The 23263-nt window shown below is 65.6% G+C and carries 24 protein-coding genes; 20 read left to right on the forward strand and 4 right to left on the reverse strand.

Features of this window, described 5'->3' with window-relative positions; translation table 11 throughout:
* Positions 1-27 precede the first annotated feature (27 nt).
* The 10 genes from secY to dsbD all read left to right on the forward strand — a co-directional run bounded on the left by secY (position 28) and on the right by dsbD (position 7367).
* Entirely contained in the window at positions 28-1377 is a 1350-nt protein-coding gene (secY, locus tag HWX09_RS11870; protein ID WP_011655761.1) for a preprotein translocase subunit SecY, read from the forward strand.
* A 7-nt stretch (positions 1378-1384) separates the two neighbouring features.
* Positions 1385-1603 (forward strand): translation initiation factor IF-1, encoded by a 219-nt coding sequence (infA, locus tag HWX09_RS11875; RefSeq protein ID WP_004521905.1) that lies wholly within the window; start codon positions 1385-1387, stop codon positions 1601-1603.
* Positions 1604-1623: 20 nt separating this feature from the next.
* A complete protein-coding gene (gene rpmJ / locus HWX09_RS11880) occupies positions 1624-1740 on the forward strand; it encodes a 50S ribosomal protein L36 (RefSeq protein ID WP_004199844.1) in 117 nt (38 codons plus the stop codon).
* Positions 1741-1778: 38 nt separating this feature from the next.
* Positions 1779-2144 carry a 30S ribosomal protein S13 gene (rpsM, locus tag HWX09_RS11885; protein ID WP_006477178.1) on the forward strand — a complete coding sequence of 122 codons (366 nt, stop codon included), beginning with the start codon at positions 1779-1781 and terminating at the stop codon, positions 2142-2144.
* 28 nt (positions 2145-2172) lie between these two features.
* Positions 2173-2574, forward strand: a complete 402-nt coding sequence (gene rpsK, locus HWX09_RS11890; protein WP_004197937.1) for a 30S ribosomal protein S11 — start codon at positions 2173-2175, stop codon at positions 2572-2574.
* 154 nt (positions 2575-2728) lie between these two features.
* Positions 2729-3352: a 30S ribosomal protein S4 gene (gene rpsD, locus HWX09_RS11895; RefSeq protein ID WP_006477177.1), complete on the forward strand. Its 624-nt coding sequence runs from the start codon at positions 2729-2731 to the stop codon at positions 3350-3352.
* A gap of 124 nt (positions 3353-3476) precedes the next feature.
* Positions 3477-4454: a DNA-directed RNA polymerase subunit alpha gene (gene rpoA, locus HWX09_RS11900; protein ID WP_006477176.1), complete on the forward strand. Its 978-nt coding sequence runs from the start codon at positions 3477-3479 to the stop codon at positions 4452-4454.
* A 149-nt stretch (positions 4455-4603) separates the two neighbouring features.
* Entirely contained in the window at positions 4604-4999 is a 396-nt protein-coding gene (gene rplQ, locus HWX09_RS11905; protein WP_006477175.1) for a 50S ribosomal protein L17, read from the forward strand.
* A gap of 201 nt (positions 5000-5200) precedes the next feature.
* Positions 5201-5527 carry a divalent-cation tolerance protein CutA gene (gene cutA, locus HWX09_RS11910; protein WP_027783305.1) on the forward strand — a complete coding sequence of 109 codons (327 nt, stop codon included), beginning with the start codon at positions 5201-5203 and terminating at the stop codon, positions 5525-5527.
* The gene (gene dsbD, locus HWX09_RS11915) at positions 5520-7367 is read left to right on the forward strand and encodes a protein-disulfide reductase DsbD (RefSeq protein ID WP_027783306.1); all 1848 of its coding nucleotides are present in this window, start codon (positions 5520-5522) and stop codon (positions 7365-7367) included. The genes cutA and dsbD overlap by 8 nt, the downstream gene beginning before the upstream one ends.
* 130 nt (positions 7368-7497) lie before the next feature.
* On the opposite strand, the gene hemB is transcribed toward dsbD, so the two are convergent.
* On the reverse strand, positions 7498-8496 hold the full coding sequence (hemB, locus tag HWX09_RS11920) for a porphobilinogen synthase (RefSeq protein WP_027783307.1): 999 nt from the start codon (positions 8494-8496) through the stop codon (positions 7498-7500).
* Between the two features lie 253 nt (positions 8497-8749).
* Positions 8750-9409, reverse strand: a complete 660-nt coding sequence (yihA, locus tag HWX09_RS11925; RefSeq protein ID WP_006477171.1) for a ribosome biogenesis GTP-binding protein YihA/YsxC — start codon at positions 9407-9409, stop codon at positions 8750-8752.
* Positions 9410-9623: 214 nt separating this feature from the next.
* On the opposite strand from yihA, the gene HWX09_RS11930 reads away from it, so the two are divergent.
* The 5 genes from HWX09_RS11930 (at position 9624) to msrQ (ending at position 15766) form a co-directional block, all read left to right on the forward strand.
* Positions 9624-10277 carry a c-type cytochrome gene (locus tag HWX09_RS11930; RefSeq protein WP_027783308.1) on the forward strand — a complete coding sequence of 218 codons (654 nt, stop codon included), beginning with the start codon at positions 9624-9626 and terminating at the stop codon, positions 10275-10277.
* 218 nt (positions 10278-10495) lie between these two features.
* Complete coding sequence (locus tag HWX09_RS11935) at positions 10496-12709, forward strand: cytochrome c biogenesis protein ResB (RefSeq protein WP_027783309.1); 2214 nt, start codon at positions 10496-10498, stop codon at positions 12707-12709.
* A gap of 4 nt (positions 12710-12713) precedes the next feature.
* Positions 12714-13904, forward strand: a complete 1191-nt coding sequence (gene ccsB, locus HWX09_RS11940; protein ID WP_027783310.1) for a c-type cytochrome biogenesis protein CcsB — start codon at positions 12714-12716, stop codon at positions 13902-13904.
* A gap of 159 nt (positions 13905-14063) precedes the next feature.
* On the forward strand, positions 14064-15059 hold the full coding sequence (gene msrP, locus HWX09_RS11945) for a protein-methionine-sulfoxide reductase catalytic subunit MsrP (RefSeq protein ID WP_027783311.1): 996 nt from the start codon (positions 14064-14066) through the stop codon (positions 15057-15059).
* A 20-nt stretch (positions 15060-15079) separates the two neighbouring features.
* Positions 15080-15766, forward strand: a complete 687-nt coding sequence (gene msrQ / locus HWX09_RS11950; RefSeq protein ID WP_027783312.1) for a protein-methionine-sulfoxide reductase heme-binding subunit MsrQ — start codon at positions 15080-15082, stop codon at positions 15764-15766.
* Positions 15767-15847: 81 nt separating this feature from the next.
* On the opposite strand, the gene HWX09_RS11955 is transcribed toward msrQ, so the two are convergent.
* Positions 15848-16126, reverse strand: coding sequence for a lipoprotein (locus HWX09_RS11955; RefSeq protein ID WP_027783313.1), 279 nt, complete (start codon positions 16124-16126; stop codon positions 15848-15850).
* A 36-nt stretch (positions 16127-16162) separates the two neighbouring features.
* On the opposite strand from HWX09_RS11955, the gene cyaY reads away from it, so the two are divergent.
* Positions 16163-16489 (forward strand): iron donor protein CyaY, encoded by a 327-nt coding sequence (gene cyaY, locus HWX09_RS11960; RefSeq protein WP_027783314.1) that lies wholly within the window; start codon positions 16163-16165, stop codon positions 16487-16489.
* Between the two features lie 79 nt (positions 16490-16568).
* On the opposite strand, the gene HWX09_RS11965 is transcribed toward cyaY, so the two are convergent.
* Positions 16569-18962, reverse strand: a complete 2394-nt coding sequence (locus HWX09_RS11965; protein ID WP_027783315.1) for a penicillin-binding protein 1A — start codon at positions 18960-18962, stop codon at positions 16569-16571.
* A 220-nt stretch (positions 18963-19182) separates the two neighbouring features.
* Between HWX09_RS11965 and HWX09_RS11970 the strand changes: the two genes are divergently transcribed.
* From HWX09_RS11970 to pilQ, 4 genes are read left to right on the forward strand one after another with little or no spacing between them, the layout of a single operon-like run.
* Positions 19183-20106 (forward strand): competence protein ComA, encoded by a 924-nt coding sequence (locus HWX09_RS11970; protein ID WP_027783316.1) that lies wholly within the window; start codon positions 19183-19185, stop codon positions 20104-20106.
* A complete protein-coding gene (locus HWX09_RS11975) occupies positions 20103-20759 on the forward strand; it encodes a hypothetical protein (protein ID WP_027783317.1) in 657 nt (218 codons plus the stop codon). Before HWX09_RS11970 ends, HWX09_RS11975 begins: the two co-directional genes overlap by 4 nt.
* Entirely contained in the window at positions 20756-21631 is an 876-nt protein-coding gene (locus HWX09_RS11980) for a hypothetical protein (protein WP_027783318.1), read from the forward strand. Before HWX09_RS11975 ends, HWX09_RS11980 begins: the two co-directional genes overlap by 4 nt.
* Positions 21628-23259 carry a type IV pilus secretin PilQ gene (pilQ, locus tag HWX09_RS11985; protein ID WP_027783319.1) on the forward strand — a complete coding sequence of 544 codons (1632 nt, stop codon included), beginning with the start codon at positions 21628-21630 and terminating at the stop codon, positions 23257-23259. The genes HWX09_RS11980 and pilQ overlap by 4 nt, the downstream gene beginning before the upstream one ends.
* The last annotated feature ends 4 nt before the right edge of the window (positions 23260-23263 follow it).

A 23263-nucleotide genomic window follows, 5' to 3' on the forward strand; every position in this document is an offset into this window, starting at 1 on the left:
GTCACTTGCATTCATCGGAGAAGGTACTTGGCTAACAGCCCGAGTCTTGCAAAACCCGGTCGAAGCACGGCGAAATTCGGCGATCTGCGCCGGCGAGCGATGTTCCTGCTCCTGGCGCTGATCGTCTATCGCATCGGCGCGCACATTCCCGTGCCGGGCATCGATCCGGATCAACTGGCTAAGCTGTTCCAGAGCCAGGCGGGCGGCATCCTGGGCATGTTCAACATGTTCTCGGGTGGCGCGCTATCCCGCTTCACGATCTTTGCGCTGGGGATCATGCCGTACATCTCGGCGTCGATCATCATGCAGTTGCTGGCGATCGTTTCGCCGCAGCTCGAGGCGCTGAAGAAGGAAGGGCAGGCAGGGCAACGGAAGATCACGCAGTACACGCGGTATTTCACCGTGGTGCTCGCGACCTTCCAGGCATTCGGTATCGCGGCCGCGCTGGAAAACCAGCCGGGCCTCGTCATCGATCCCGGCATGCTGTTCCGTCTGACGACGGTCGTGACGCTGGTTACGGGCACGATGTTCCTGATGTGGCTCGGCGAGCAGATTACCGAGCGTGGTCTGGGCAACGGTATCTCGATCATCATCTTCGGCGGGATCGCAGCAGGGTTCCCGAATGCCGTGGGTGGGTTGTTCGAGCTGGTGCGTACGGGTTCGATGAGCATCATTTCGGCGATCATCATCGTCGTTCTGATCGCCGCGGTGACTTACCTGGTCGTGTTCATCGAACGCGGTCAGCGCAAGATCCTCGTGAACTACGCGAAGCGTCAGGTCGGCAACAAGATCTACGGTGGGCAGTCGTCGCATCTGCCGCTGAAGCTGAACATGTCGGGCGTGATTCCGCCGATCTTTGCATCGTCGATCATTCTGTTCCCGGCAACGATTCTCGGCTGGTTCAGTACCGGTCAGCCGACGGGAAGCTGGATTTCCAATACGTTGCATAACGTTGCGGAAGCGCTGAAGCCGGGCCAGCCGGTTTACGTGCTGCTGTACACGCTGGCAATCGTGTTTTTCTGCTTCTTCTACACCGCACTGGTGTTTAACAGCAGGGAGACCGCGGACAACCTGAAGAAGAGCGGCGCGTTTGTTCCGGGCATCCGTCCGGGCGATCAGACCGCGCGATATATCGACCGCATCCTCACGCGTCTGACGCTGGCCGGTGCGATCTACATCGTCTTCGTGTGTCTGCTGCCGGAATTCCTGGTGCTGCGCTGGAACGTGCCGTTTTATTTTGGTGGAACGTCGCTGCTGATCATTGTCGTCGTCACGATGGACTTTATGGCGCAGGTGCAGTCGTACGTTATGTCGCAACAGTATGAGTCGCTGCTCAAGAAGGCCAACTTCAAGGGCGGCAACATCCCGATGCGTTGAAAGGACTATGGCCAAAGACGATGTAATCCAGATGCAGGGTGAGGTGATTGAAAACCTCCCGAATGCGACCTTCCGTGTGAAGCTGGAAAACGGCCATGTCGTATTGGGGCATATTTCCGGGAAGATGCGGATGCACTACATCCGCATTCTGCCTGGCGACAAGGTGACGGTTGAATTGACGCCTTACGATCTGTCTCGTGCACGGATCGTGTTCCGGGCGAAGTGATTTGAAAAAAGGGTATTATCATGAAAGTGATGGCATCGGTTAAGCGCATTTGCCGCAATTGCAAGATCATCAAGCGCAAAGGCGTCGTTCGCGTGATCTGCAGCTCGGATCCGCGCCACAAGCAGCGCCAAGGCTGACCGCGCGTTTGTTTGCGCTTTTTGTTTGAGGAAAAACAATGGCTCGTATCGCAGGGGTTAACATCCCGAATCACCAGCACACCGAGATCGGCCTGACGGCTATCTTTGGTGTCGGCCGCACCCGTTCGCGCAGCATCTGCGTGGCAGCTGGCGTCGATTTTTCGAAGAAGGTCAAGGATCTGACCGACGCAGACCTGGAAAAGCTGCGTGAAGAAGTAGGCAAGTTTGTCGTCGAAGGCGATCTGCGCCGTGAAGTGACGATGAACATCAAGCGCCTGATGGACCTCGGTTGCTACCGTGGCGTCCGTCATCGCAAGGGCCTGCCGATGCGCGGTCAGCGTACGCGTACGAACGCACGTACCCGCAAGGGTCCGCGTCGTGCAGCGCAAGCGCTGAAGAAGTAAGCGGAACTGACAGTTACAGGAAAACGTAATGGCTAAGGCTTCGAACACCGCGGCGCAACGCGTTCGCAAGAAGGTTAAGAAGAACGTCGCTGAAGGCGTGGTTCACGTTCACGCGTCGTTCAACAACACGATCATCACGATCACCGATCGCCAAGGCAACGCACTGGCATGGGCGACGTCGGGCGGTCAGGGCTTCAAGGGCTCGCGCAAATCGACGCCGTTCGCTGCTCAGGTCGCAGCCGAGTCGGCTGGCCGCGTCGCGATGGAATACGGCGTGAAGAATCTGGAAGTGCGGATCAAGGGCCCGGGCCCGGGTCGTGAGTCGGCAGTGCGCGCACTGCACGGCCTCGGCATCAAGATCACCGCGATTTCGGACGTCACCCCGATTCCGCACAACGGCTGCCGCCCGCCGAAGCGTCGTCGTATCTAAGGATGTGCTGGCACGTTCGTGCTAGCGCATTGCCTGTCGCCGCTCAGCGTCGACGGGCGTTGCTTTTTTGATTGACTAAGCCCACCGTTCGCCCCAAAGGGAGCGGACTAGCGCGGATTTCGATCCGCGTGACTGATTGATAAAGGAATGCAAAGTGGCACGTTATATCGGCCCCAAAGCCAAGCTGTCCCGCCGTGAAGGCACCGACCTGTTCCTGAAGAGCGCACGCCGCTCGCTCGCCGACAAGTGCAAGCTCGACAGCAAGCCGGGTCAGCACGGCCGTACCTCGGGCGCACGTACGTCCGACTACGGTACGCAGCTGCGCGAAAAGCAGAAGGTCAAGCGTATCTACGGCGTGCTGGAGCGTCAGTTCCGTCGCTACTTCGCTGAAGCCGATCGCCGCAAGGGCAACACGGGTGAAAACCTGCTGCAACTGCTCGAGTCGCGCCTCGACAACGTCGTGTATCGCATGGGCTTCGGCTCGACCCGCGCTGAAGCGCGTCAGCTGGTGAGCCACAAGTCGATCACCGTGAACGGCGTCGTCGCAAACGTCCCGTCGCAGCAAGTGAAGGCGGGTGACGTCGTCGCGATTCGCGAAAAGGCGAAGAAGCAGGCGCGTATCGTCGAAGCGCTGTCGCTGGCCGAGCAAGGCGGCATGCCGAGCTGGGTTGCAGTCGATGCGAAGAAGTTCGAAGGCACGTTCAAGCAGATGCCGGAACGCGCTGAAATCGCAGGCGACATCAACGAAAGCCTGATCGTCGAATTGTATTCGCGTTAATCCGATTGACGGCCGAGGTACCCCGATTGCGTCGCGCAAGGAGGGGCCTCGGCTGTTTATTTTCTGGTTGTTACCGGTCAGCCTTATCGGTGTAACGAGCCGAGGGTATTGAAAAGGAAAGCCCATGCAAACCAGTTTGCTGAAACCCAAGATCATCGCCGTGGAATCGCTTGGCGAGAACCACGCGAGGGTGGTCATGGAACCGTTCGAACGCGGTTACGGCCACACCTTGGGCAATGCGCTTCGCCGCGTGCTGCTGTCGTCGATGGTGGGCTACGCGCCGACCGAAGTCACGATCGCAGGCGTGGTGCACGAGTACTCGACGCTGGATGGCGTGCAGGAAGACGTCGTCAACCTGCTGCTGAACCTGAAGGGCGTGGTGTTCAAGCTGCACAACCGTGACGAAGTGACGGTGACGCTGCGCAAGGAAGGTGAAGGTGTCGTGACGGCCGGCGATATCGAGCTGGCTCACGATTGCGAAGTCATCAACCCGAATCACGTGATTGCGCACCTGTCGAAGGGCGGCAAGCTCGACGTTCAGATCAAGATCGAAAAGGGTCGCGGCTACGTGCCCGGCAACGTCCGTCGCTACGGCGAAGACACGGCCAAGATCATCGGCCGCATCGTCCTCGACGCATCGTTCTCGCCGGTTCGCCGCGTGAGCTACGCTGTTGAAAGCGCACGTGTCGAGCAGCGTACCGACCTCGACAAGCTCGTGATGAACATCGAGACGAGCGGCGTGATCACGCCGGAAGAAGCGATCCGCCAGTCGGCCCGCATCCTGGTCGACCAGTTGTCCGTGTTCGCGGCGCTGGAAGGGACGGAAACGGCAGCCGAAGCGCCGTCGCGTGCACCGCAGATCGATCCGATCCTGCTGCGTCCGGTGGACGATCTCGAGCTGACGGTTCGTTCGGCGAACTGCCTGAAGGCCGAGAACATCTACTACATCGGCGATCTGATCCAGCGCACGGAAAACGAGCTGCTGAAGACGCCGAACCTCGGTCGCAAGTCGCTCAACGAGATCAAGGAAGTGCTCGCTTCGCGCGGTCTCACGCTGGGCATGAAGCTCGAGAACTGGCCGCCGGCTGGTCTCGACAAGTAAGCCCGGTCGTAGCCCGGCTATAGCTGTAGTTGGCAAAGATGCGGATTTTCCTTTAAAATCCGCATCTTGCTTTTTTTCGTTACCGGCCCGTGCACCCTCCGAGGTGCGATAGAAGAGCTGGACCAAAACTTTGAATCAAGGAAACTGAAATGCGCCATCGTCATGGTCTGCGGAAACTGAACCGCACGAGCAGCCACCGTCTGGCTATGCTCCGTAACATGTCCAACTCGCTGATCGAGCACGAAGTCATCAAGACGACGCTGCCGAAGGCGAAGGAACTCCGTAAAGTCGTCGAGCCGCTGATCACGCTCGGCAAGAAGCCGTCGCTGGCAAACCGTCGCCTGGCGTTCAACCGCCTGCGCGATCGTGACTCGGTGGCGAAGCTGTTCGACGTGCTCGGTCCGCGTTTCGCGAACCGTCCGGGCGGCTACCTGCGCGTGCTGAAGTTCGGCTTCCGCGTGGGCGACAACGCACCGATGGCACTGGTCGAACTGCTCGACCGTCCGGAAGTCGACGAAACGGAAAACGTGCAAGAAGCTGAGTAAGCTTCCGGTACGCAGCAGCATCTGAAAGGGGCCGAGCAATTGCTTGGCCCTTTTTGTTTTTGAGATGCCGGCTGCGATCGATTGTCGCAGGCCGGTGCCGGCAGCGTTGCGCGGGCTGCGCTACGATACGGGGCAACCGGTGCGGTCCCCGAGCGGGTAACCGACGCCGGCAGGAGCCTGCAGACCAGTGAGGGGGCACGGATGATAGTGGTGCTGATGCTGACGACGGTACCCGATGCGGCGACGGCCGCGGCGGTCGCCGACGGCGCGCTCGACGCGCGGCTTGCCGCGTGCGTGTCGGAGCTCGGCACGATCAAGTCGCGCTATCACTGGCAGGGCAAGGTCGAAACGGCCGACGAGATCCAGTTGCTGTTCAAGACGAGCCCCGTAAGGGCGCTCGAACTGGAGCGATTTATTCTCGCGCATCATCCTTACGAGACACCCGAAATCGTCTCGTGGCAGACGACGGCATCGGCCGCGTACGGCCAATGGGTGACCAGCGAAACTCAACGTCTATTTCATGTTTAACGGTATGGCGCTTTCGGTGCGCGTGCGCGCGCTGCGGTTTCTAATGGTCCTGTTGTCGTTCATGCTCGTGCTGGGTGGCTTGTCCGCCGCGCGCGCAGCCGACGATTTCCTCGATCCGTCGGTTGCGTTCAAGTTCAGCGCGAGCGAATCGCCGGGACAAGTGGACGTCCGTTTCAAGATCGCCAACGGCTATTACATGTACCGCGAGCGGTTCGCGTTCTCGGTGAAGAGCGGCCAGGCGACGCTCGGCGAGCCGCAATACCCGGCCGGCCACGTGAAGTTCGACCAGACGTTCCAGAAGAACGTCGAGACGTATCGCGATGAAGTCGTCGTTCACGTGCCGGTGAAGCAGGCGGCCGGGCCGTTCGAGCTCGCGGTGACGTCGCAAGGGTGTGCGGACGAAGGGATCTGTTATCCGCCGGCCGAGCACGTCATGAAGGTCGACGGCGCCGCGCTCGGCGCCGCATCGTCGTCCGGCGATACGGCTGCCGCGGGCAGCTGGTTCGACAAGGTCACGAGCGCGGATTTCGCGCAGTCGCTGCTCGAAGGCCACGGCTTCTTCACGATCATCGCGCTCTATTTCGTCGCGGGTGTCGTGCTGAGCCTCCTGCCGTGTTCGTACCCGATGATTCCGATCGTGTCCGCCATCATCATCGGCCAGGGCACGCGCGCGACGCATGCACGCGGCTTCGCGCTGTCGCTGACCTACGTGGTCGGCATGGCGCTGGTCTACACGGTACTCGGCATCGCCGCCGCGCTGGTCGGCCAGAGCCTCGGCGCATGGTTGCAGAACCCGTGGGTACTCGGCGCGTTCGGCGTGCTGCTGACCGCGTTCGCGGTGGCGCTGATCTCGGGCAAGGACATCGCGCTGCCGGAGCGCTGGCAGAACGGCGCGGCCGAGGCATCGAGCGCGCGCCAGGGCGGCCACTTCGTCGCGGTCGCGGCGATGGGCGCGTTGTCGGCGCTGGTCGTCGGCGCGTGCATGACGGCGCCGCTGTTCGCGGTGCTCGCTTTCATCGCGCACACCGGCAATGCGTTGCTCGGCGGGGCGGCGCTGTTCGCGATGGGGCTGGGGCTCGGCGTGCCGTTGCTGGTCGTCGGCGTCGGGGCCGGGACGGTGCTGCCGCGCGCAGGCGCATGGATGGACGGCGTCAAGGTGTTCTTCGGCATCGTACTGCTCGCGGCTGCGCTGTGGATCGTGTGGCCGGTGCTGGCGGGCGGGCTGAAGATGGTGCTCGCGGCGTTGTGGCTGCTGATCGCGGCCGCGGCGCTCGGCCTGTTCACGCCGAATGCCGGCGCTGCGTCGATCTGGCGCCGCCTGAGCCGCGGCGTGGGCGCCGCGCTCGCGATCTGGGCCGCGACGCTGCTCGTTGGCCTGGCTGCGGGCTCGACCGACCCCGTCAAGCCGCTGGCCGTGCTGGCGGCGCGTACGGTGGCGTCCGGCGGTGCGGCGACGGCCAGTGCGGCTGCCGCGCAGGACGGCCCCGCGTTCGCCCCGGTGCGCTCCAGCGGCGAACTCGACACGTTGCTGAAGACGTCGGGCCGGCCCGTGATGCTCGACTTCTACGCCGACTGGTGCGTGAGCTGCAAGGAGATGGAGCATCTGACGTTCACCGACGCGCGCGTGCAGGCGCGGCTCGCGCAGCTTCACCTCGTGCGCGCGGACGTCACCGCGAACAATCCGGACGATCAGGCACTGCTCAAGCGCTTCAATCTGTTCGGGCCGCCGGGCATCATTTTCTTCGATCGCCACGGCAACGAGATCGGCCGCGTGGTCGGCTATCAGGCGGCCGACACGTTCCTGCGCAGCCTCGATCGGGCGGCCGTTCCGACGGTATGACGGTGGCCGGCCAGGGCGAGCCGGCGAATGTAAGCCTCGGGGCCGGTTGATAGTCCCGATCGACGGTAAACAAAAAACGGCGGAACACCGAGGTGTCCCGCCGTTTTTGCTGGCGCCTGCCGGCGCGCGATCAGCGTTGCGCTTTCAGCAGACGCGCGGCATCGAGCGCGAAGTAGGTGAGCACGCCGTCAGCGCCCGCACGCTTGAACGCGAGCAGCGATTCGAGCACGACCTTGTCGTGGTCGAGCCAGCCGTTCATTGCGGCCGCCTTCAGCATCGCGTACTCGCCGCTCACCTGGTACACGTAGGTCGGGAAGCGGAACTCGTCCTTCACGCGGCGCACGATGTCGAGATACGGCATGCCGGGCTTGACCATCACCATGTCGGCGCCTTCGTCGATGTCGAGGCGCACTTCGCGCAGCGCTTCGTCGCTGTTCGCCGGATCCATCTGGTAGGTCATCTTGTTGCCCTTGCCCAGGTTGGATGCCGAACCGACCGCATCGCGGAACGGGCCGTAGAACGCCGATGCGAACTTCGCCGAATAGGCCATGATCCGCGTATGGATATGGCCGTCGCTCTCCAGCATCTCGCGGATCGCGCCGATGCGGCCGTCCATCATGTCCGACGGCGCGACGATGTCGACGCCGGCTTCCGCCTGCGCACGCGCCTGCTCGACCAGGATCTCGATCGTGTCGTCGTTGATCACGTAGGCGTTTTCGTCGAGCACGCCGTCCTGGCCGTGGCTCGTGTACGGATCGAGCGCGACGTCGGTCAGCACGCCCAGTTCGGGGAAGCGCTTCTTCAGCTCGCGCACCGCGCGCGGGATCAGGCCTTCCGGATTGGCCGCTTCGCGGCCGTCGGGCGTTTTCAGCGACGGCTCGATGGCCGGGAACAGCGACAGCACGGGCACGCCGAGTTCGACGCACTGCTCGGCGACGTGCATCAGCAGATCGACCGACACGCGCTCGACGCCGGGCATCGACGGGACCGGCTGGCGTTCGTTGGCGCCTTCGACGACGAACACCGGGTAGATCAGATCGTCGGTGGTCAGGCGGTTTTCGCGCATCAGGCGGCGGGAGAAGTCGTCGCGGCGCATCCGGCGCGGACGATGAAGCGGATGGAAGCTCATGGCGATTTGGCAGAAATCAGGGCAAGAAGGACCTTACGGAACCCTTAGGTCATTTTCGAGATCGTTGGTATATGATAGCGATCGAGCGGCACGCGTTGCGTGCAACTCCCCGCTTCTCCTCCCTGAGCGGGTGCCTGTCGTTTTTCGATTAGGCTGTTTGACCCGCCGTTCGACGGCGGGTTTTTTTATGAGCCGGCCGAATCCGCAGGTGCCGTCAGGTGCGCACAGCCGATCCCAGCCGCGCGTTGCCCGCTCATTGTGCTACAGGCTCGCTTTTTTCGTCGGCGACGGACGGCCGCAGCCAGCTCTCGATCAGTTCGTGGGCCTCGTCGAGCCCCGTGCGCTTCAGCGCCGAGAACAGCTGGACCGTCAGCTTGCCCTTCACGCCCTGATCGCGATACGCGTCGAGCCCCTTCTGCGTATTGCGCAACGCGTTGATGCTTTCCTGGCGCGTCAATTTGTCGCACTTGGTCAGCAGCGTGTGGATCGGCTTGCCGGTCGGCGCGAACCACTCGATCATGCGTCGATCGAGATCGGTCAGCGGACGGCGCGAATCCATCATCAGGATCAGGCCGCAGAGCTGCGAGCGCGTCGCGAGATAGGACGACAGCAGCATTTCCCAGTGTGCCTTCGCGGCGCCGGGCACTTCCGCATAGCCGTAGCCGGGCAGGTCGACGAGGTTCGCGACGGGCTCGGCGGCCGGGCCGACGGAGAAGTAGTTGATATGCTGCGTGCGGCCGGGCGTCTTCGACGCGAAGGCCAGCCGCTTCTGATTGCACAGCACGTTGATCGCCGTCGACTTGCCGGCATTCGAGCGGCCCGCGAACGCGATTTCCGGCTGGACCGTCGGCGGCAGGTCGCGCAGATGGTTGACGGTCGTGTAGAAGCGGGCTTGATGGAGCAGAAAGGCCATGGGAACCGGAAGGACGGGCGGCGCGAGCCGCTTGGTGGAGGCGGGGTAGCCCCGATAGGCGCGGGAGCTTTCAACACGATATTGTACAATACGGCGGTTTTACCGAAGGCCACCGGGCGCCTGCCTCGCGCTTTTATGTGGCTTCTGCGGTAGACTGAACGCCGTCGTTTTTTGCAGAACCTCAAATTCCCACAAGACGAAACAGGGTGTGCGAATGAATCGACTGTGCAAGTCTCTGATGGTGCTTCAGGTTGCAGCAGGGTTCGTAGGTTTCGTAGCGGAGGCAAACGCGGCAGATGCGGCCAAGCCGGATCTCGACCGCGGCAAGGCGATTGCCGGGCAGGTCTGCGCGTCGTGTCACGGCGCCGACGGCAATAGCGCGTCGGGCAGTTTCCCGAAGCTTGCCGGCCAGCATCCCGAATATCTGGTCAAGCAGTTGAACGACTTCAAGACGCAGCCGGGCGCGAAGGGGCCGGTGCGTAACAACGCGGTGATGGTCGGATTCGCGAGCGCGTTGAGCGCGGACGACATGCGCAACGTCGCCGCGTACTACGGGTCGCAGACGACGAAGCTCGGTACCGCACGCGCCGCGGCGACCGTGCCGATCGGCCAGAAGATCTATCGCGGCGGCATCGCGGAGAAGGGCGTCCCCGCCTGCGCGAGCTGCCACGGGCCGACGGGGCAGGGGATCCCGGTCCAGTACCCGCGTCTGTCGGGGCAATGGGCCGATTACACGGTCGCGCAGTTGACCGCGTTCCAGCAAGGTGCCGGTGCGCGCAACAACAACGAGGCGATGCATCAGATCGCGTCGCGGTTGTCGGATACCGAGATCAAGGCCGTCGCGGATTACATCGCGGGCCTGCGTTGAGCGGTCAGCCGCGAATGGAATGACCGGGCGCCCGAAGGGCGGCCGGCGTCAGAACAAGAAAAGGGTGGGGCGCCGCGTCGTCGCGGTTGCCTCGCCCTTCTTTTTTGTCGGCACTCGCCGGGCCGAGCCGGGATGGAGAGGCTTGCGGGCGATGGGGGCTGCGCCCCCGAAGCGAACATAGTGAGCGTGGGGGCTGTTTCCCCTTAGTCGGAGTTTGAATGAGCGTTACCACGTCGGGGTTGCAGTCGAAGTCGAGTCAGGGTGCGTCGAAACGCGCGGTCGAGCTGCTGAGCTCGATGCGCTTCGCGATCGCGCTGCTGGTGGTGCTGTCGATTGCGAGCATCATCGGCACGGTCCTGACCCAGGACGATCCGTATCCGAACTACGTGAACCAGTTCGGGCCGTTCTGGGCGGACATCTTCCGCTCGCTCGGCCTGTACAACGTGTACAGCGCGTGGTGGTTCATGCTGATCCTGATCTTCCTCGTCACGTCGATCTCGCTGTGCGTGATCCGCAACGCGCCGAAGATGCTCGCCGATGCGAAGAGCTGGAAGGACAAGGTCCGCGAAGGCAGCCTGCGCGCGTTCCACCACAAGGCCGAGTACACGGCGTCCGGCACGCGCGCGACCGTCGCTGCGACGCTCGCCACGTTCGTCACGAAGGCCGGCTACAAGCACGTCGTGCGTGAAACCGGCGGCGCGACGCTGATCTCCGCGAAGCGCGGCGCGATGACCCGGTGGGGCTACATTTCCGCGCACCTGGCCATCGTCGTGATCTGTATCGGCGGCCTGCTCGACAGCAACCTGCCGATCAAATTCCAGATGTGGATGTTCGGCAAGAGCCCGGTCAACACGAGCGCGACGATCAGCGAGATCTCGCCCGATCATCGCCTGTCCGCGTCGAACCCGACGTTCCGCGGCTATGCGTGGGTGCCGGAGGGCCAGTTCGTGTCGACCGCGATCCTGAACCAGCCGAGCGGCTCGCTGATTCAGGATCTGCCGTTCTCGATCCAGCTCGACAAGTTCATCGTCGATTACTACACGACGGGCATGCCGAAGCTGTTCGCGAGCGACATCGTCGTGATCGATCGCGAGACCGGCCGGAAGATTCCGGCGCGGGTCGAGGTCAACAAGCCGTTCACGTACAAGGGCGTGTCGATCTACCAGTCGAGCTTCCAGGACGGTGGCTCGCAGATGCAGATGACGGCCTATCCGATGACGGGCAGCCACGCGGCGACCGTACCCGTGAAGGGCACGATCGGCAGCTCGGCGCCGCTGCAGGTCCCGGGCGCCGACGGCGATACGATCGAGTTCTCCGATTTCCGCGCGATCAACGTCGAGAACATGGCCGACGCGACCGGCAAGCCGGATGTGCGCGGCGTCGCGACGACGAACTCGCTGAAGGAAGTATTCGACGAGCGGCTCGGCTCGGGCGCGAAGACGTCGAAGCCGACGCAGCTCCACAACATCGGCCCGTCGGTACAGTACAAGATCCGCGGCAAGGACGGCCAGGCGCGCGAATTCAACAACTACATGCTGCCCGTCGACATGAACGGCGAGCGCGTGTTCCTCGCCGGCGTGCGCGCGAGCCCGAACGATCCGTTCCGCTACATGCGGATCCCGGCCGACAGCCAGGATTCGATCGGCGAATGGATGCGCCTGCGCGCCGCGCTCGAGGATCCGGCCGTGCGCACCGAAGCCGCCGCGCGCTTCGCGCAGCGCTCGCTGCCGGGCGACGCGTCGCTGCGCGGCCGCCTGCAGGACAGCGCGTCGAAGGTGCTGACCCTTTTTTCGGCGAGCGACGACAGCATCGGCCGCGGAGCGGACGGTCAGCCGGTCGGCGGCTTCCAGGCGGTGGCGACCTTCATCGACCGCTCGGTGCCGAAGGGCGAGCAGGAGAAGGCCGCGAGCCTGCTGCTGCGGATGCTCGAGGGCTCGATGTGGGAGGTCTGGCAGATCGCTCGCGAGCAAGCCGGCGAGCCGGCCGCGCAGCAGGGCACCGACACGATCCGCTTCGTGCAGAACGCGATCAATGCGCTATCCGACAGCTTTTTGTATGGATCGCCGGTCTATTTGCAGCTTGACTCGTTCAAGCAGGTGCAAGCTTCGGTATTTCAGTTGACGCGCGCACCCGGCAAGAATCTGGTGTATCTTGGCAGCCTGTTGCTGGTCGCCGGCATCTTCTCGATGTTCTACGTGCGCGAGCGGCGACTCTGGTTCTGGCTGAAGGACGCCGGTTCGGGCGTCGATGTGGTGATGGCAATGTCCACGGCCCGCAAGACCTTCGATTTCGAGAAAGAATTCATGCAGACGCGCGACGCGGCCGGCGCCGCCTTGCGCGCCGCACCTCGCGACGCCGCGCCCGCCGGTGCGGCTTCGACGGCCCGCCCGCCTGCCGGCGGCGGTTCCGATTCCGAGAATTCCACCCGGTAACATCATGGATCTCACGCAAGTTTCCTCCTCCCGTACGGCGTCGGCCCCGGCGCCGGCATCGTCGCCGCTGTTCGACGAGCGTCCGTTCCTCGCGCGCCTGTCGCTGTTCGACTGGCTGTTCGCACTGGCGCTGGTGGCAGGCGCGGGCTACGCGCTCGTGCACTACAACGCGCACATGGATTACTACGACAAGGCGGTGATGGTCGGCGCCGTGCCGGCGCTCGTCGCGCTCGGCTGGCGCTGGAAGCCCGCGCGGCTGATGATGGCGTCGATCGCCGTGCTGTCGCTGCTGTCGATCCAGATCTACCAGGGCGATCTCGCCCGCGCCGATTCGGCGTTCTTCCTCAAGTATTTCCTGTCGAGCCAGTCGGCGATCCTGTGGATGAGCGCGCTGTTCGTGCTCGCGACGATCTTCTACTGGATCGGCCTGCTCGCGCGCTCGGAAACGGGCGCCGCGATCGGCCAGAAGCTCACGTGGGTCGCCGTGCTGATGGGCTTCACGGGGTTGATGGTGCGCTGGTACGAGTCCTACCTGATCGGGGCGGACGTCGGGCATATCCCCGTGTCGAACCTCTATGAAGTGTTCGTGCTGTTCAGCCTGATCACCGCGCTGCTTTATCTGTATTACGAAGGCCACTACGGCACGCGTTCGCTCGGCGCGTTCGTGCTGCTGGTCATCAGTGCGGCGGTCGGCTTCCTGATGTGGTACTCGGTCGCGCGCGATGCGCAGCAGATCCAGCCGCTCGTGCCGGCACTGCAAAGCTGGTGGATGAAGATCCACGTGCCGGCGAACTTCATCGGCTACGGCAGCTTCGCGCTGTCGGCGATGGTGTCGGTCGCGTACCTGACGAAGGAGCGCGGGATCCTCGCCGATCGCCTGCCGACGCTGGAAGTACTCGACGACGTGATGTACAAGTCGATCGCGGTCGGTTTCGCGTTCTTCACGATCGCGACGATCCTCGGCGCGCTGTGGGCGGCCGAAGCGTGGGGCGGCTACTGGAGCTGGGACCCGAAGGAAACCTGGGCCCTGATCGTCTGGCTGAACTACGCGGCGTGGCTGCACATGCGGCTGATGAAGGGCCTGCGCGGCGCGGTGGCTGCCTGGTGGGCACTCACCGGCCTGCTCGTCACGACGTTCGCGTTCCTCGGCGTCAACATGTTCCTGTCCGGGCTGCACAGCTACGGCAAGCTGTAAGATTTCCGCCGTTCGTCCGACCATATGACCGCCGGTGCACTGCGTGCCCGGCGGTTTTCTTTTGTAACGGGCGGGCGAACCGGGCGTCGAACGGCGCGTGACGGGCCGGGTCGAACGCTCATGAAGCGTGCGCGCCGCGCATGCGGGAGGAGCTGCACGATGTGGATCAAACGCCCTTTGCGTAACGTACTGACCGGCGCGGATATCGCGCCGAGCGAGATCACGCCGCGCGCGGTATTCGAGAACCGGCGGCGCATGTTGCAGGCGGCCGGCCTCGCGGCCGCGGGCGGCCTGTTCGGCACCAGCGGCGCGGCGCTCGCCGCATATGCGTCACCCGACCCGCGGGCGGCGAAGCTGGCGGCAAAAACCAACTCGAGATTCGTCGCCATCGACAAGGTGACGCCGTTCAAGGACATCACGTCCTACAACAACTTCTACGAATTCGGCACCGACAAGAGCGACCCGGCGCAGAACGCCGGCACGCTGCGGCCGCGCCCGTGGCGCATGAGTGTCGAAGGCGAGGTGCAGCACCCGAAGGTGTTCGATCTCGACGAGCTGCTGAAGCTCGCGCCGCTCGAGGAGCGCGTATACCGGCTGCGCTGCGTCGAGGGCTGGTCGATGGTGATTCCGTGGGTCGGCGTGCCGTTGTCCGAGCTGATCAAGCGCGTGCAGCCGACCGGCAACGCGAAATACGTGCAGTTCGTCACGCTGGCCGACCCGTCGCAGATGCCGGGCCTGTCGACGCCCGTGCTCGACTGGCCGTATTCGGAAGGGCTGCGCATGGACGAAGCGATGAATCCGCTGACGCTGCTGACGATGGGCGTCTACGGGCAGGTGCTGCCGAACCAGAATGGAGCACCGGTGCGGATCGTCGTGCCGTGGAAGTATGGCTTCAAGAGCGCGAAGTCGCTCGTGAAGATCCGCTTCGTCGATAAGCAGCCGAAGACGAGCTGGAACACCTACGCCGCGAACGAATACGGCTTTTATTCGAACGTGAACCCGAACGTCGATCATCCGCGCTGGAGCCAGGCGACCGAGCGGCGCATCGGCGAGGACGGTTTCTTCACGCCGAAGCGCAAGACGCTGATGTTCAACGGCTACGGCGATCTGGTCGCATCGATGTATCAGGGCATGGACCTGAAGAAGAATTTCTGAGCGTGACCGTGAGAAACGACATGCCTCCTTCGACGCTCACGCCCGCGCGCGCCGCGGGCGCCGGGCCGGCCGCGCGCGCGGCGCGGGCCGGTGCGATTCGTCCCGCCGCGCCGCGCTGGCTCGCACCGGCCAAGGTGCTGGTGTTCGCGGCGGGCCTCTATCCGTTCGCGCGCATCGTGCTGTTCGGGCTCACCGACCGGCTCGGCGCGAACCCGATCGAATTCATCACGCGCTCGACGGGCCTGTGGACGCTCGTCCTGCTGTGCATCACGCTTGCCGTCACGCCGGTGAGGCGCATGACGGGTTTCGCGCCGCTGCTGCGCTTTCGCCGGATGATCGGGTTATTCGCGTTCTTTTACGCGACGCTGCATTTCACGACCTACCTGTGGTTCGACAAATGGTTCGACGTCGTCGCGATCCTGAAGGACGTCGGCAAGCGCCCGTTCATCACGGTCGGCTTCGCGGCGTTCGTGCTGCTGATTCCGCTTGCCGCGACGTCGCCGCGCGCGATGGTGCGCAGGCTCGGTCGCCACTGGGCGACGCTGCACAGCGCGATCTACGCGATCGCGCTGTTCGGCGTGCTGCACTTCTGGTGGATGCGGGCCGGCAAGCACGATCTCGCGCAGCCGAAGCTCTACGCGGCGATCGTCGCCGCGCTGCTCGGTTGGCGGCTGGTTGCGTGGGGGTGGCGGCGCTTGCGCGCGTGACGGGGCGGCCCCGAAAAACAAAAGGCGATGACCGGGAAGTCATCGCCTTGTATCGAGCGCCGCGCGGGCGGCATCGCGTCGTTACTTCGTGGCGGCCGGGCCCGACGCCGGGGCGGGCATGGTCGATGCACTGCTCGACAGCTCGGGCGACAGCGTGAGCGGCGAGCCGGACGTGTCGGGCGACTCGTCGGACGACGCGTTTTCGTCGGTCGGTTTCACGTCCGACGGCGGCGTGTCCTGCTGCTGGATCGGCTTGGGCATCGGAGGCACGGTGGGCAGATAGAGCGCGCCGCTTTGACCGCAGCCGGCAAGAATCGCCAAAGCCGCTACAATCGCGCTCATCCGGAAAACGACTCGCATGATCGTTCCTGAACAATTTAACCGATAGAGTTTAGCATGTCCGATACTGAATACCTGGCCCGTGCAGAGGCCGTGCTGGCGGCCGTCGAGCGTACCGTGGACGCTGCGAACGACGGCGATCACGACATCGATCTGGAGCGCAACGGCAGCGTGCTGACGCTGACGTTCGAGAACGGCTCGAAAATCATCGTCAACCTGCAGCCGCCGATGAAGGAAGTGTGGATCGCCGCGAAGGCCGGCGGATTCCACTACCGTTTCATCGACGGCGCATGGCGCGATACGCGCACGGGCACCGAGTTCTTCTCGGCGCTCACCGAGTATGCGACCCAGCAGGCCGGTCTGCCGATCACGTTCAGCGCGTGACGGCCGGGGCTGCGCCCCGAACGCCGTGCCCATGAAAAAAGCGCCCCGCGGGGCGCTTTTTTCATGGGCGGGCCGCGGGTCAGTGACCGCGGAACAGGTTCATGATGTCCTGCTTTTCCTGCTCGTCGACGTGCGGCACGGCCTCGTCGACGTTCTGCGCGGCCGGCGCCTGCGGCACGCCGACCGTCGACACGAAGCCGTGGCCGGGCGTGAACTCGGTGAAGTACAGTTCGCCGCCGAGCGATTCGACGCCGTCGGGCGCCGTCGGCTTGAACTCCGGCACGCCCTTCAGCGCGGCGCCCATGTAGTCGATCCAGACCGGCAGCGACAGGCCGCCGCCGGTTTCGCGATCGCCGAGGCTGCGCGGATTGTCGTAGCCGATCCACGCGATCGCGGCGAGGGTGTGCTGGTAGCCGGCGAACCACGCGTCGTGCGAATCATTCGTCGTGCCGGTCTTGCCCGCGAGATCGGTGCGCTTCAGCACGTTGGTTCGCGCGCCCGTGCCGCGCTGTGCAACGCTTTGCAGCAGGCTGTTCATCACGTAGGCGTTGCGCGCGTCGATCGCGCGCGGCGCGTTCTGCTCGGCGACGAGCGGCTGCGCGCGCGCGACGATCGCGCCGTTCGGATCGGTGACTTCGGCGATCAGGTACGGGTTGACGCGATAGCCGCCGTTCGCGAAGACCGAATACGCGCCCGCCATCTGCAGCGGCGTGACCTGGCCGGCGCCGAGTGCCATCGGCAGGTAGGCCGGATGGCGGTCGGCATCGAAGCCGAAGCGCGTGATGTATTGCTGCGCGTATTTCGTACCGATGTGGTTCAGGATCCGGATCGACACGAGGTTGCGCGAGCGCTGCAGCGCGGTGCGCATCGACATCGGGCCCTCGAAGCCGCCGCCGTAGTTCTTCGGCTCCCACGGCTGGCCGCCGGTTTCCGCGGCGCTGAAATACAGCGGGCCGTCGTTGATCACGGTAGCCGGCCCGAGGCCCTTGTCGAGCGACGCCGAGTAGATGAACGGCTTGAACGACGAACCCGGCTGCCGCCACGCCTGCGTGACGTGGTTGAACTTGTTCTTGTTGTAGTCGAAGCCGCCGACGAGCGAGCGGATCGCTCCATCCTGCGGGACGATCGACAGGAACGCGCCTTCGACCTGCGGCAACTGCGTGATCGACCATTTGCCGGCGTCGTTTTTCACGACGCGCACGATCGCGCCGGGGCGGATGCGGCGGTTCGGCTGCGCGTTGGCGGACAGCGCACCCGACGCGAAGCGCAGGTTGTCGCCTTCGATCGTCGCATTGCTGCCGTCGATGAACGCAACCGTGATCTGGCGTGGGCTCGCGGCCGTCACGACCGCGGCGATCAGCTCGCCGTTGTCGGGATGCTCGAGCAGTGCGTCGTCGATCGCCTGTTCGCGATCGTCGGCGCCGGCCGGCAGTTCGATGAAGCCTTCCGGCCCGCGATAGCCGTGGCGGCGCTCGTAATCCATGATGCCCTTGCGCAGCGCGGTGTACGCGACCTGCTGGTCCGCGGAATCGATCGTCGTGACGACGTTGAAGCCGCGCGTGTAGGTTTCCTCGCGATACTGCGCGTACATCATCTGTCTGACCATTTCGGCGACGTACTCGGCGTGCACGCTGAAATCGCGGCCCGGACCCTTGACGACGAGCGGCTGCGCGGCGGCTTCGTCGTACTGTTCGCGCGTGATGAAGTTCAGCTCGAGCATCCGCTGCAGGATGTATTCCTGGCGCACCTTCGCGCGCTTCGGGTTCACGACCGGGTTGTACGCGGACGGCGCCTTCGGCAGCCCCGCGAGCATCGCGGCTTCCGCGAGCGTGATGTCCTTCAGGTCCTTGCCGAAATAGACCCGCGCCGCGCTCGCGAAGCCGTACGCGCGCTGGCCGAGATAGATCTGATTCATGTAGACCTCGAGAATCTGATCCTTCGTCAGCGCGCGCTCGATCCGGTACGCGAGCAGCATCTCGTAGATCTTGCGCGTGTAGGTCTTCTCGCTTGACAGGAAGAAGTTGCGCGCGACCTGCATCGTGATCGTGCTCGCGCCCTGCGACGCGTGGCCGTTCGTCAGCGCGACGAAGCCCGCGCGGATGATGCCGGTGAGGTCGACGCCGCCGTGATCGTAGAAGCGCGCGTCCTCGATCGCGAGGATCGCCTTCTTCAGCGAGTCGGGTACGTCCTTGAAATGGACGACGTCGCGGCGCTCCTCGCCGAATTCGCCGATCAGCACGTGATCGGACGTATAGATGCGCAGCGGCACCTTCGGCCGATAGTCGGTCAGTGCGTCGAGCGACGGCATGTTCGGCCACGCCACGACGAGCGCGTAGCCGAGCACGAGGCCGCCGGCCACGACGACGGCCACGCACATCGCGGCGAAGCCGAGCAGGACTTTTTGCCACCAGGGCCGCTTCTTCGGCTCCGGGGCGGGAGGCGGGGACGTAGGAGTCGTGGATTGCATAGGCATACCGGAAAACAGTCCCGCGATTATAGCTGCCCGGTAAGACCGGTCCTGACGCAGGGGCCGCCCGTCGGAAAGCCGCGGGTCGGCGTGCCGTCAGCATAGTCCGTGCACGGCCGTCGCGAGCGGATGCTGGCCGTTTGGCCGACTGTCGGCCGCATGCGTCGCTTTGCAGAATCAGGTCTCGGAAACGCGGCGTGGGCCGCGACGATCTCGGGAGGCTGGGATGGCAGGACGATGGGTGGCGCGGTTTGCACAGGGCAGGCACCGGTCGACGGGAATCGACGTCGGTGCGCACGAAGTGAGGGTGGCCGTGCTGAGCCGGCGCGGCAGGGACGCGGACGTGCGCGTCGAGGGGCTCGAGCGGGAACCGGTCGGCTTGGCGGGCGGGCCGGAAGACGCGAGGTGGGCGGCGGTCGCGCGGTCGCTGGCGGCAGCCGTGTCGCGGCTGTCGGCGTCCGATGTGCGGTGCGACGCGCGCGGCGTGATGGCGCTGCACGACGACGAGATGCGTACCGCGACGCTCGATCTGGCCGGGCGCGGCGACATTCCGGACGCCGCGCGGCAGGCGGCCGAACGCATCTCGGGGCTGGCGCCGGACAGTCTCGCGTTCGACTGGCGGCACTACGGCGGCGCGCGGTCCGGCGAGATCGCGGTGGCGGTGGCGCCGCTGGCGCTGCTCGAGCGGCGGATCGACGTGGCCGCCCAGGCCGGTATCGACCTGACGGTGATCGACGGCGAGTCGGCCGCCGTGCTGCGCGCGCTGCGCTATGCCGCGCAGTTCGAACTCGACGCGCAGGGCGCCTACGCCGTGCTCTGGTTCTGCGACGCGGGCGTGCACGGCTGGCGAATCGACGGCCCGTCGATCGTCCCGGTGCTCACACTGTCCGGCACGTTGCCGGAGGCACTGCCCGATGCATTGCGCCGGCGCGTGCTCGGGGCCGTGCGTTGCGTACTCGTCGCCGGGGACGAGCGATGTATCGCGCGCTTCGATACGTCCATCGCCGAGATTGGCGATGTGCTCGGCACGGCGGTGGTCCCGTTCGACTGCACGGGCTGGGACGGCCAGCCGTGCGCGCGCGCCGGCATGCCGGGCGGCCCGGCGTTTGCGGTCGCATTCGGGCTGGCGTTGCGCGGGGTGTGGGAATGATCACCGGTCACGTGGCGGCAAACGGGGGCGCGGCGGAGGCGGCCGAGGAGGCGGTACGGGCGGTATTCGGCGACTTCAACCTGCTGCCGTATCGCGAGCGATTGGCGCAGGCGTTGCGGCGTCGCCGGGTCGCGCAGTGCGGTGTGGCGATTCTGCTCGGCGTGCTCGGCGCCGGCCTGTGGACGGGCGCTGCCGTGTTGTCGCGATGGCGGGTGGACGCAGAGCGCGCCGGCGTGGAGGCACGGCTGCGGCAGTTGCAGCCACAGGTGGCTGCTGCGACGCGCGCCGCCAATGCCGCCGCCGCGATCGTGCGGCGCGACGCACAGGCGGCTGCGCTGGCCGCGCCTTACCGGCGCGTGGCAGGGTTGCTGGCGACCCTGAAGCAAGTGCGCGCCGATCATATCCGGCTCGACGCGTTGCGCATGACGACGACCGGCGCCGCGCTCGATGCGCGCGCCGCGAGTTACCGGGCGGCTGCGCGGTGGCTCGCCGCGATGGCGCGCGAGCAGCGCGACTGGCGGATCGATATCGAGACGTTGAAGCCTGCCTCGGATGCGCCGGCTTCCGCGGCCGGGATGCCGTTCCGGTTCTCGGTGCAGTTGCGCTGGCACGACGCGATGTCGTCGCGGACGGTGTCGGGAGGTGGTGCATGACGGCGCTCGTGCATTGGCCGGCACTGCGCGCAGGCGCGGGGCTGGACCGCATGCCGCGCGTGTCGCCGGCGGCCATGCATGCTGCGGGTTGCGTGCTGGCATTCGTTGCCGTGCTGGCAGGCGGCATTCATCTGGCGAATGCAGCCGACTGGAGCGGGCTGGCACACAGCCGCGCGTTGCTCGCCGCGGCGCAGGCGCGTGCGGGCGACGCGCAACGCGTGCTTGCCTCCGCCGGACAACGGCGCGACGGACATCGTGCGTCGGCGCGCGACGAGCGCTTGCCGCATGCGCCGGAATGGGCAGCGCTGATGCTGGAACTGGCCGATCTCGCTGCGTCGAGCGGGCTGCACGGCGTGTCGATCGAGCCGCAGCGCGCCGATGGCGCGGTACCGGATGACCGGCGCACCGTGCACCTCGTCGCGGATGGCGGTTTGCGCGCGCTGGAGCAGATGGTCGGCGGGCTGGCGCGCTTCCCGGTGTTGGCCGTACCGTCGGCGCTGCGTATCGAGCGTGGCATGTCGGCGGCGCGGGTGGATATGTCCGTCGACGTGTTTCCGGCGCTGCCGGCGACAACGGCCGCGGGGGCCGCGTCGGCCAACACGCCGGTTCGTGCCGCTGCGTCCGACGCCGATCCGTTCGGCGAGGCTGGCCCGACCGAAGCAGCGGGGCGCGCGGCCCGCCTTGCCGGCACGATTCGCGATGCGCGTACCGGTCTCGCGTTGTTCGACGACGGCGACGGCGCGTTCACGGCCGTTGCACCTGGCGAGGTGCTGGGGGCCGCGCGCGTGGTGCGCGTCGATCGCGCCGCCGTGACGCTCGCGACGGTGGACGGCTCGCAGCGGCTCGTCCTGGACGACGGAGGCCGGCCATGACGAAACACGGCTATTGGGTGTTTATCATCTGGGCCGGCGTGACGGCGGCTGACGCAAACGCGTCGTTGCCGCCGCTGCCGGCGGTCTGGCCAGCCGGGTCGACGGATGTGTCGGCGCCGGGTTTGCCGCAGCCGCTGCGCGTGGCTGACGGCGTGGACAGCGCCGTAGCGGAGGACACCGGCCCATCGCCGTTCGATCAGCCGGCGCGTGCGGCGCTGCAGACGGAAACCGCCGCGCCGGCCCTCACGCTGGAGGGGCCGCCGATCCCGCTGGCGCCGCCAGTCCGGATGAGCGATGCCGCGGCGCGGCAACCCGGCGATGCAGACGACGCGCGGCGGATCTCGTTGAATCTGCACGGCACCGGGCTCGCGGCGGCGTTCGATGCGATCGCGCGGTTCACGGGGCTCAATATCGTCGTCGGCGAGCAGGTACGCGGCACGGTGACGTTACGTCTGAACAATGTCCGCTGGCGCGAAGCGTTCGACACGCTGCTCGACACGCACGGGCTCGCGATGTCCCGCCGCGGCAACGTGATCTGGGTGACACCGGCAGCCGAATTGGCTGCACGCGAACGCGAGCGCTTCGAAATGCATGCGCGGGCCGCCGATCTGGAGCCGCTCGCGAGCCGTACGTTCGCGCTGCACTATCCGCGCGCGCAGGACGTGCAACGGCTGCTGGCCGGCGCGACCGGCCAGCGCCTGCTGTCGAAGCGCGGCGCCGCGGCGGCCGATCCGCGCACGAACCTGCTGTTCGTGACCGATCTCGAGCCGCGCATCAGCCAAATCGCGGGCCTGATCGACGCGATCGACCGGCCGTCGCGGCAGGTCCGCATCGAGGCCCGCATCGTCGAGGGGGAGCAGGGTTTCTCGCGCAACCTTGGCGCACGCGTCGCGCTGCGTGCGCAGGGGCGGCCGTCGTCGGCCGAGGGCGCTTCATTCACGGCGGACGCGCGCAACGCGCTGGATCTCGCCGGGCGGCCGCTCGGCGGTTTCGACGCGGCGACCGCCGGCTTCACGCTGTTCGCCGCGCCGCTCAGCCGCGTACTCGATATCGAGCTGAGTGCGCTCGAGGCGCAGGGTCGGGGCCAGATCGTTTCGCGTCCGCGGGTGGTGACGGCCGACCGGGTCAAGGCCATCGTCGAACAGGGTTCCGAGCTGCCGTACCAGGCGAAGGTCGGCAATGGCATGAGCGGTGTGCAGTTCCGTCGCGCGACGCTCAAGCTGGAGGTCGAGCCGCAGATCACGCCGGACGGGCGCGTGGTGCTCGATCTGGACGTAACCAAGGACAGCGTCGGCGAGCCGACCGCGGCCGGCCCCGCCATCCATACGAAGCATGTGCAGACGCGCGTCGAGGTCGAGAATGGCGGGACGGTCGCGATCGGCGGCATCTATGAACAACTGAACCGGAACGATGTGACGGGCGTGCCGCTCTTGGGCAAAATACCGTTTCTGGGCGCGCTTTTCCGGCACCGCGCGCAGCGCGACCAGCGCAACGAACTGGTCGTCTTCATCACGCCGACCGTCGTCGATGCGCGTTGCAGTGCACCCGACACGAGCGACGTAGGCGCCGAGAAAACGGGGCCGGAAGCCGCCGGCGCAGGCTCGACAAGGCAGCCGCTTTGCCAGTAAGCTG

Origin of the sequence: Burkholderia sp. BCC1208, assembly GCF_902833095.1 — a bacterium.
In the GTDB taxonomy this organism is placed as follows: Bacteria; Pseudomonadota; Gammaproteobacteria; order Burkholderiales; family Burkholderiaceae; genus Burkholderia.

Bases quoted from the DNA above. Each gene is read 5' to 3' on its own strand.
- infA (WP_004521905.1), top strand. From the start codon at position 1,385: ATGGCCAAAGACGATGTAATCCAGATGCAGGGTGAGGTGATTGAAAAC.
- rpmJ (WP_004199844.1), top strand. From the start codon at position 1,624: ATGAAAGTGATGGCATCGGTTAAGCGCATTTGCCGCAATTGCAAGATC.
- rpsM (WP_006477178.1), top strand. From the start codon at position 1,779: ATGGCTCGTATCGCAGGGGTTAACATCCCGAATCACCAGCACACCGAG.
- rpsK (WP_004197937.1), top strand. From the start codon at position 2,173: ATGGCTAAGGCTTCGAACACCGCGGCGCAACGCGTTCGCAAGAAGGTT.
- rpoA (WP_006477176.1), top strand. From the start codon at position 3,477: ATGCAAACCAGTTTGCTGAAACCCAAGATCATCGCCGTGGAATCGCTT.
- rplQ (WP_006477175.1), top strand. From the start codon at position 4,604: ATGCGCCATCGTCATGGTCTGCGGAAACTGAACCGCACGAGCAGCCAC.
- cutA (WP_027783305.1), top strand. From the start codon at position 5,201: ATGATAGTGGTGCTGATGCTGACGACGGTACCCGATGCGGCGACGGCC.
- dsbD (WP_027783306.1), top strand. From the start codon at position 5,520: ATGTTTAACGGTATGGCGCTTTCGGTGCGCGTGCGCGCGCTGCGGTTT.
- hemB (WP_027783307.1), bottom strand. From the start codon at position 8,496: ATGAGCTTCCATCCGCTTCATCGTCCGCGCCGGATGCGCCGCGACGAC.
- yihA (WP_006477171.1), bottom strand. From the start codon at position 9,409: ATGGCCTTTCTGCTCCATCAAGCCCGCTTCTACACGACCGTCAACCAT.
- HWX09_RS11930 (WP_027783308.1), top strand. From the start codon at position 9,624: ATGAATCGACTGTGCAAGTCTCTGATGGTGCTTCAGGTTGCAGCAGGG.
- HWX09_RS11935 (WP_027783309.1), top strand. From the start codon at position 10,496: ATGAGCGTTACCACGTCGGGGTTGCAGTCGAAGTCGAGTCAGGGTGCG.
- ccsB (WP_027783310.1), top strand. From the start codon at position 12,714: ATGGATCTCACGCAAGTTTCCTCCTCCCGTACGGCGTCGGCCCCGGCG.
- msrP (WP_027783311.1), top strand. From the start codon at position 14,064: ATGTGGATCAAACGCCCTTTGCGTAACGTACTGACCGGCGCGGATATC.
- msrQ (WP_027783312.1), top strand. From the start codon at position 15,080: ATGCCTCCTTCGACGCTCACGCCCGCGCGCGCCGCGGGCGCCGGGCCG.
- HWX09_RS11955 (WP_027783313.1), bottom strand. From the start codon at position 16,126: ATGCGAGTCGTTTTCCGGATGAGCGCGATTGTAGCGGCTTTGGCGATT.
- cyaY (WP_027783314.1), top strand. From the start codon at position 16,163: ATGTCCGATACTGAATACCTGGCCCGTGCAGAGGCCGTGCTGGCGGCC.
- HWX09_RS11965 (WP_027783315.1), bottom strand. From the start codon at position 18,962: ATGCCTATGCAATCCACGACTCCTACGTCCCCGCCTCCCGCCCCGGAG.
- HWX09_RS11970 (WP_027783316.1), top strand. From the start codon at position 19,183: ATGGCAGGACGATGGGTGGCGCGGTTTGCACAGGGCAGGCACCGGTCG.
- HWX09_RS11975 (WP_027783317.1), top strand. From the start codon at position 20,103: ATGATCACCGGTCACGTGGCGGCAAACGGGGGCGCGGCGGAGGCGGCC.
- HWX09_RS11980 (WP_027783318.1), top strand. From the start codon at position 20,756: ATGACGGCGCTCGTGCATTGGCCGGCACTGCGCGCAGGCGCGGGGCTG.
- pilQ (WP_027783319.1), top strand. From the start codon at position 21,628: ATGACGAAACACGGCTATTGGGTGTTTATCATCTGGGCCGGCGTGACG.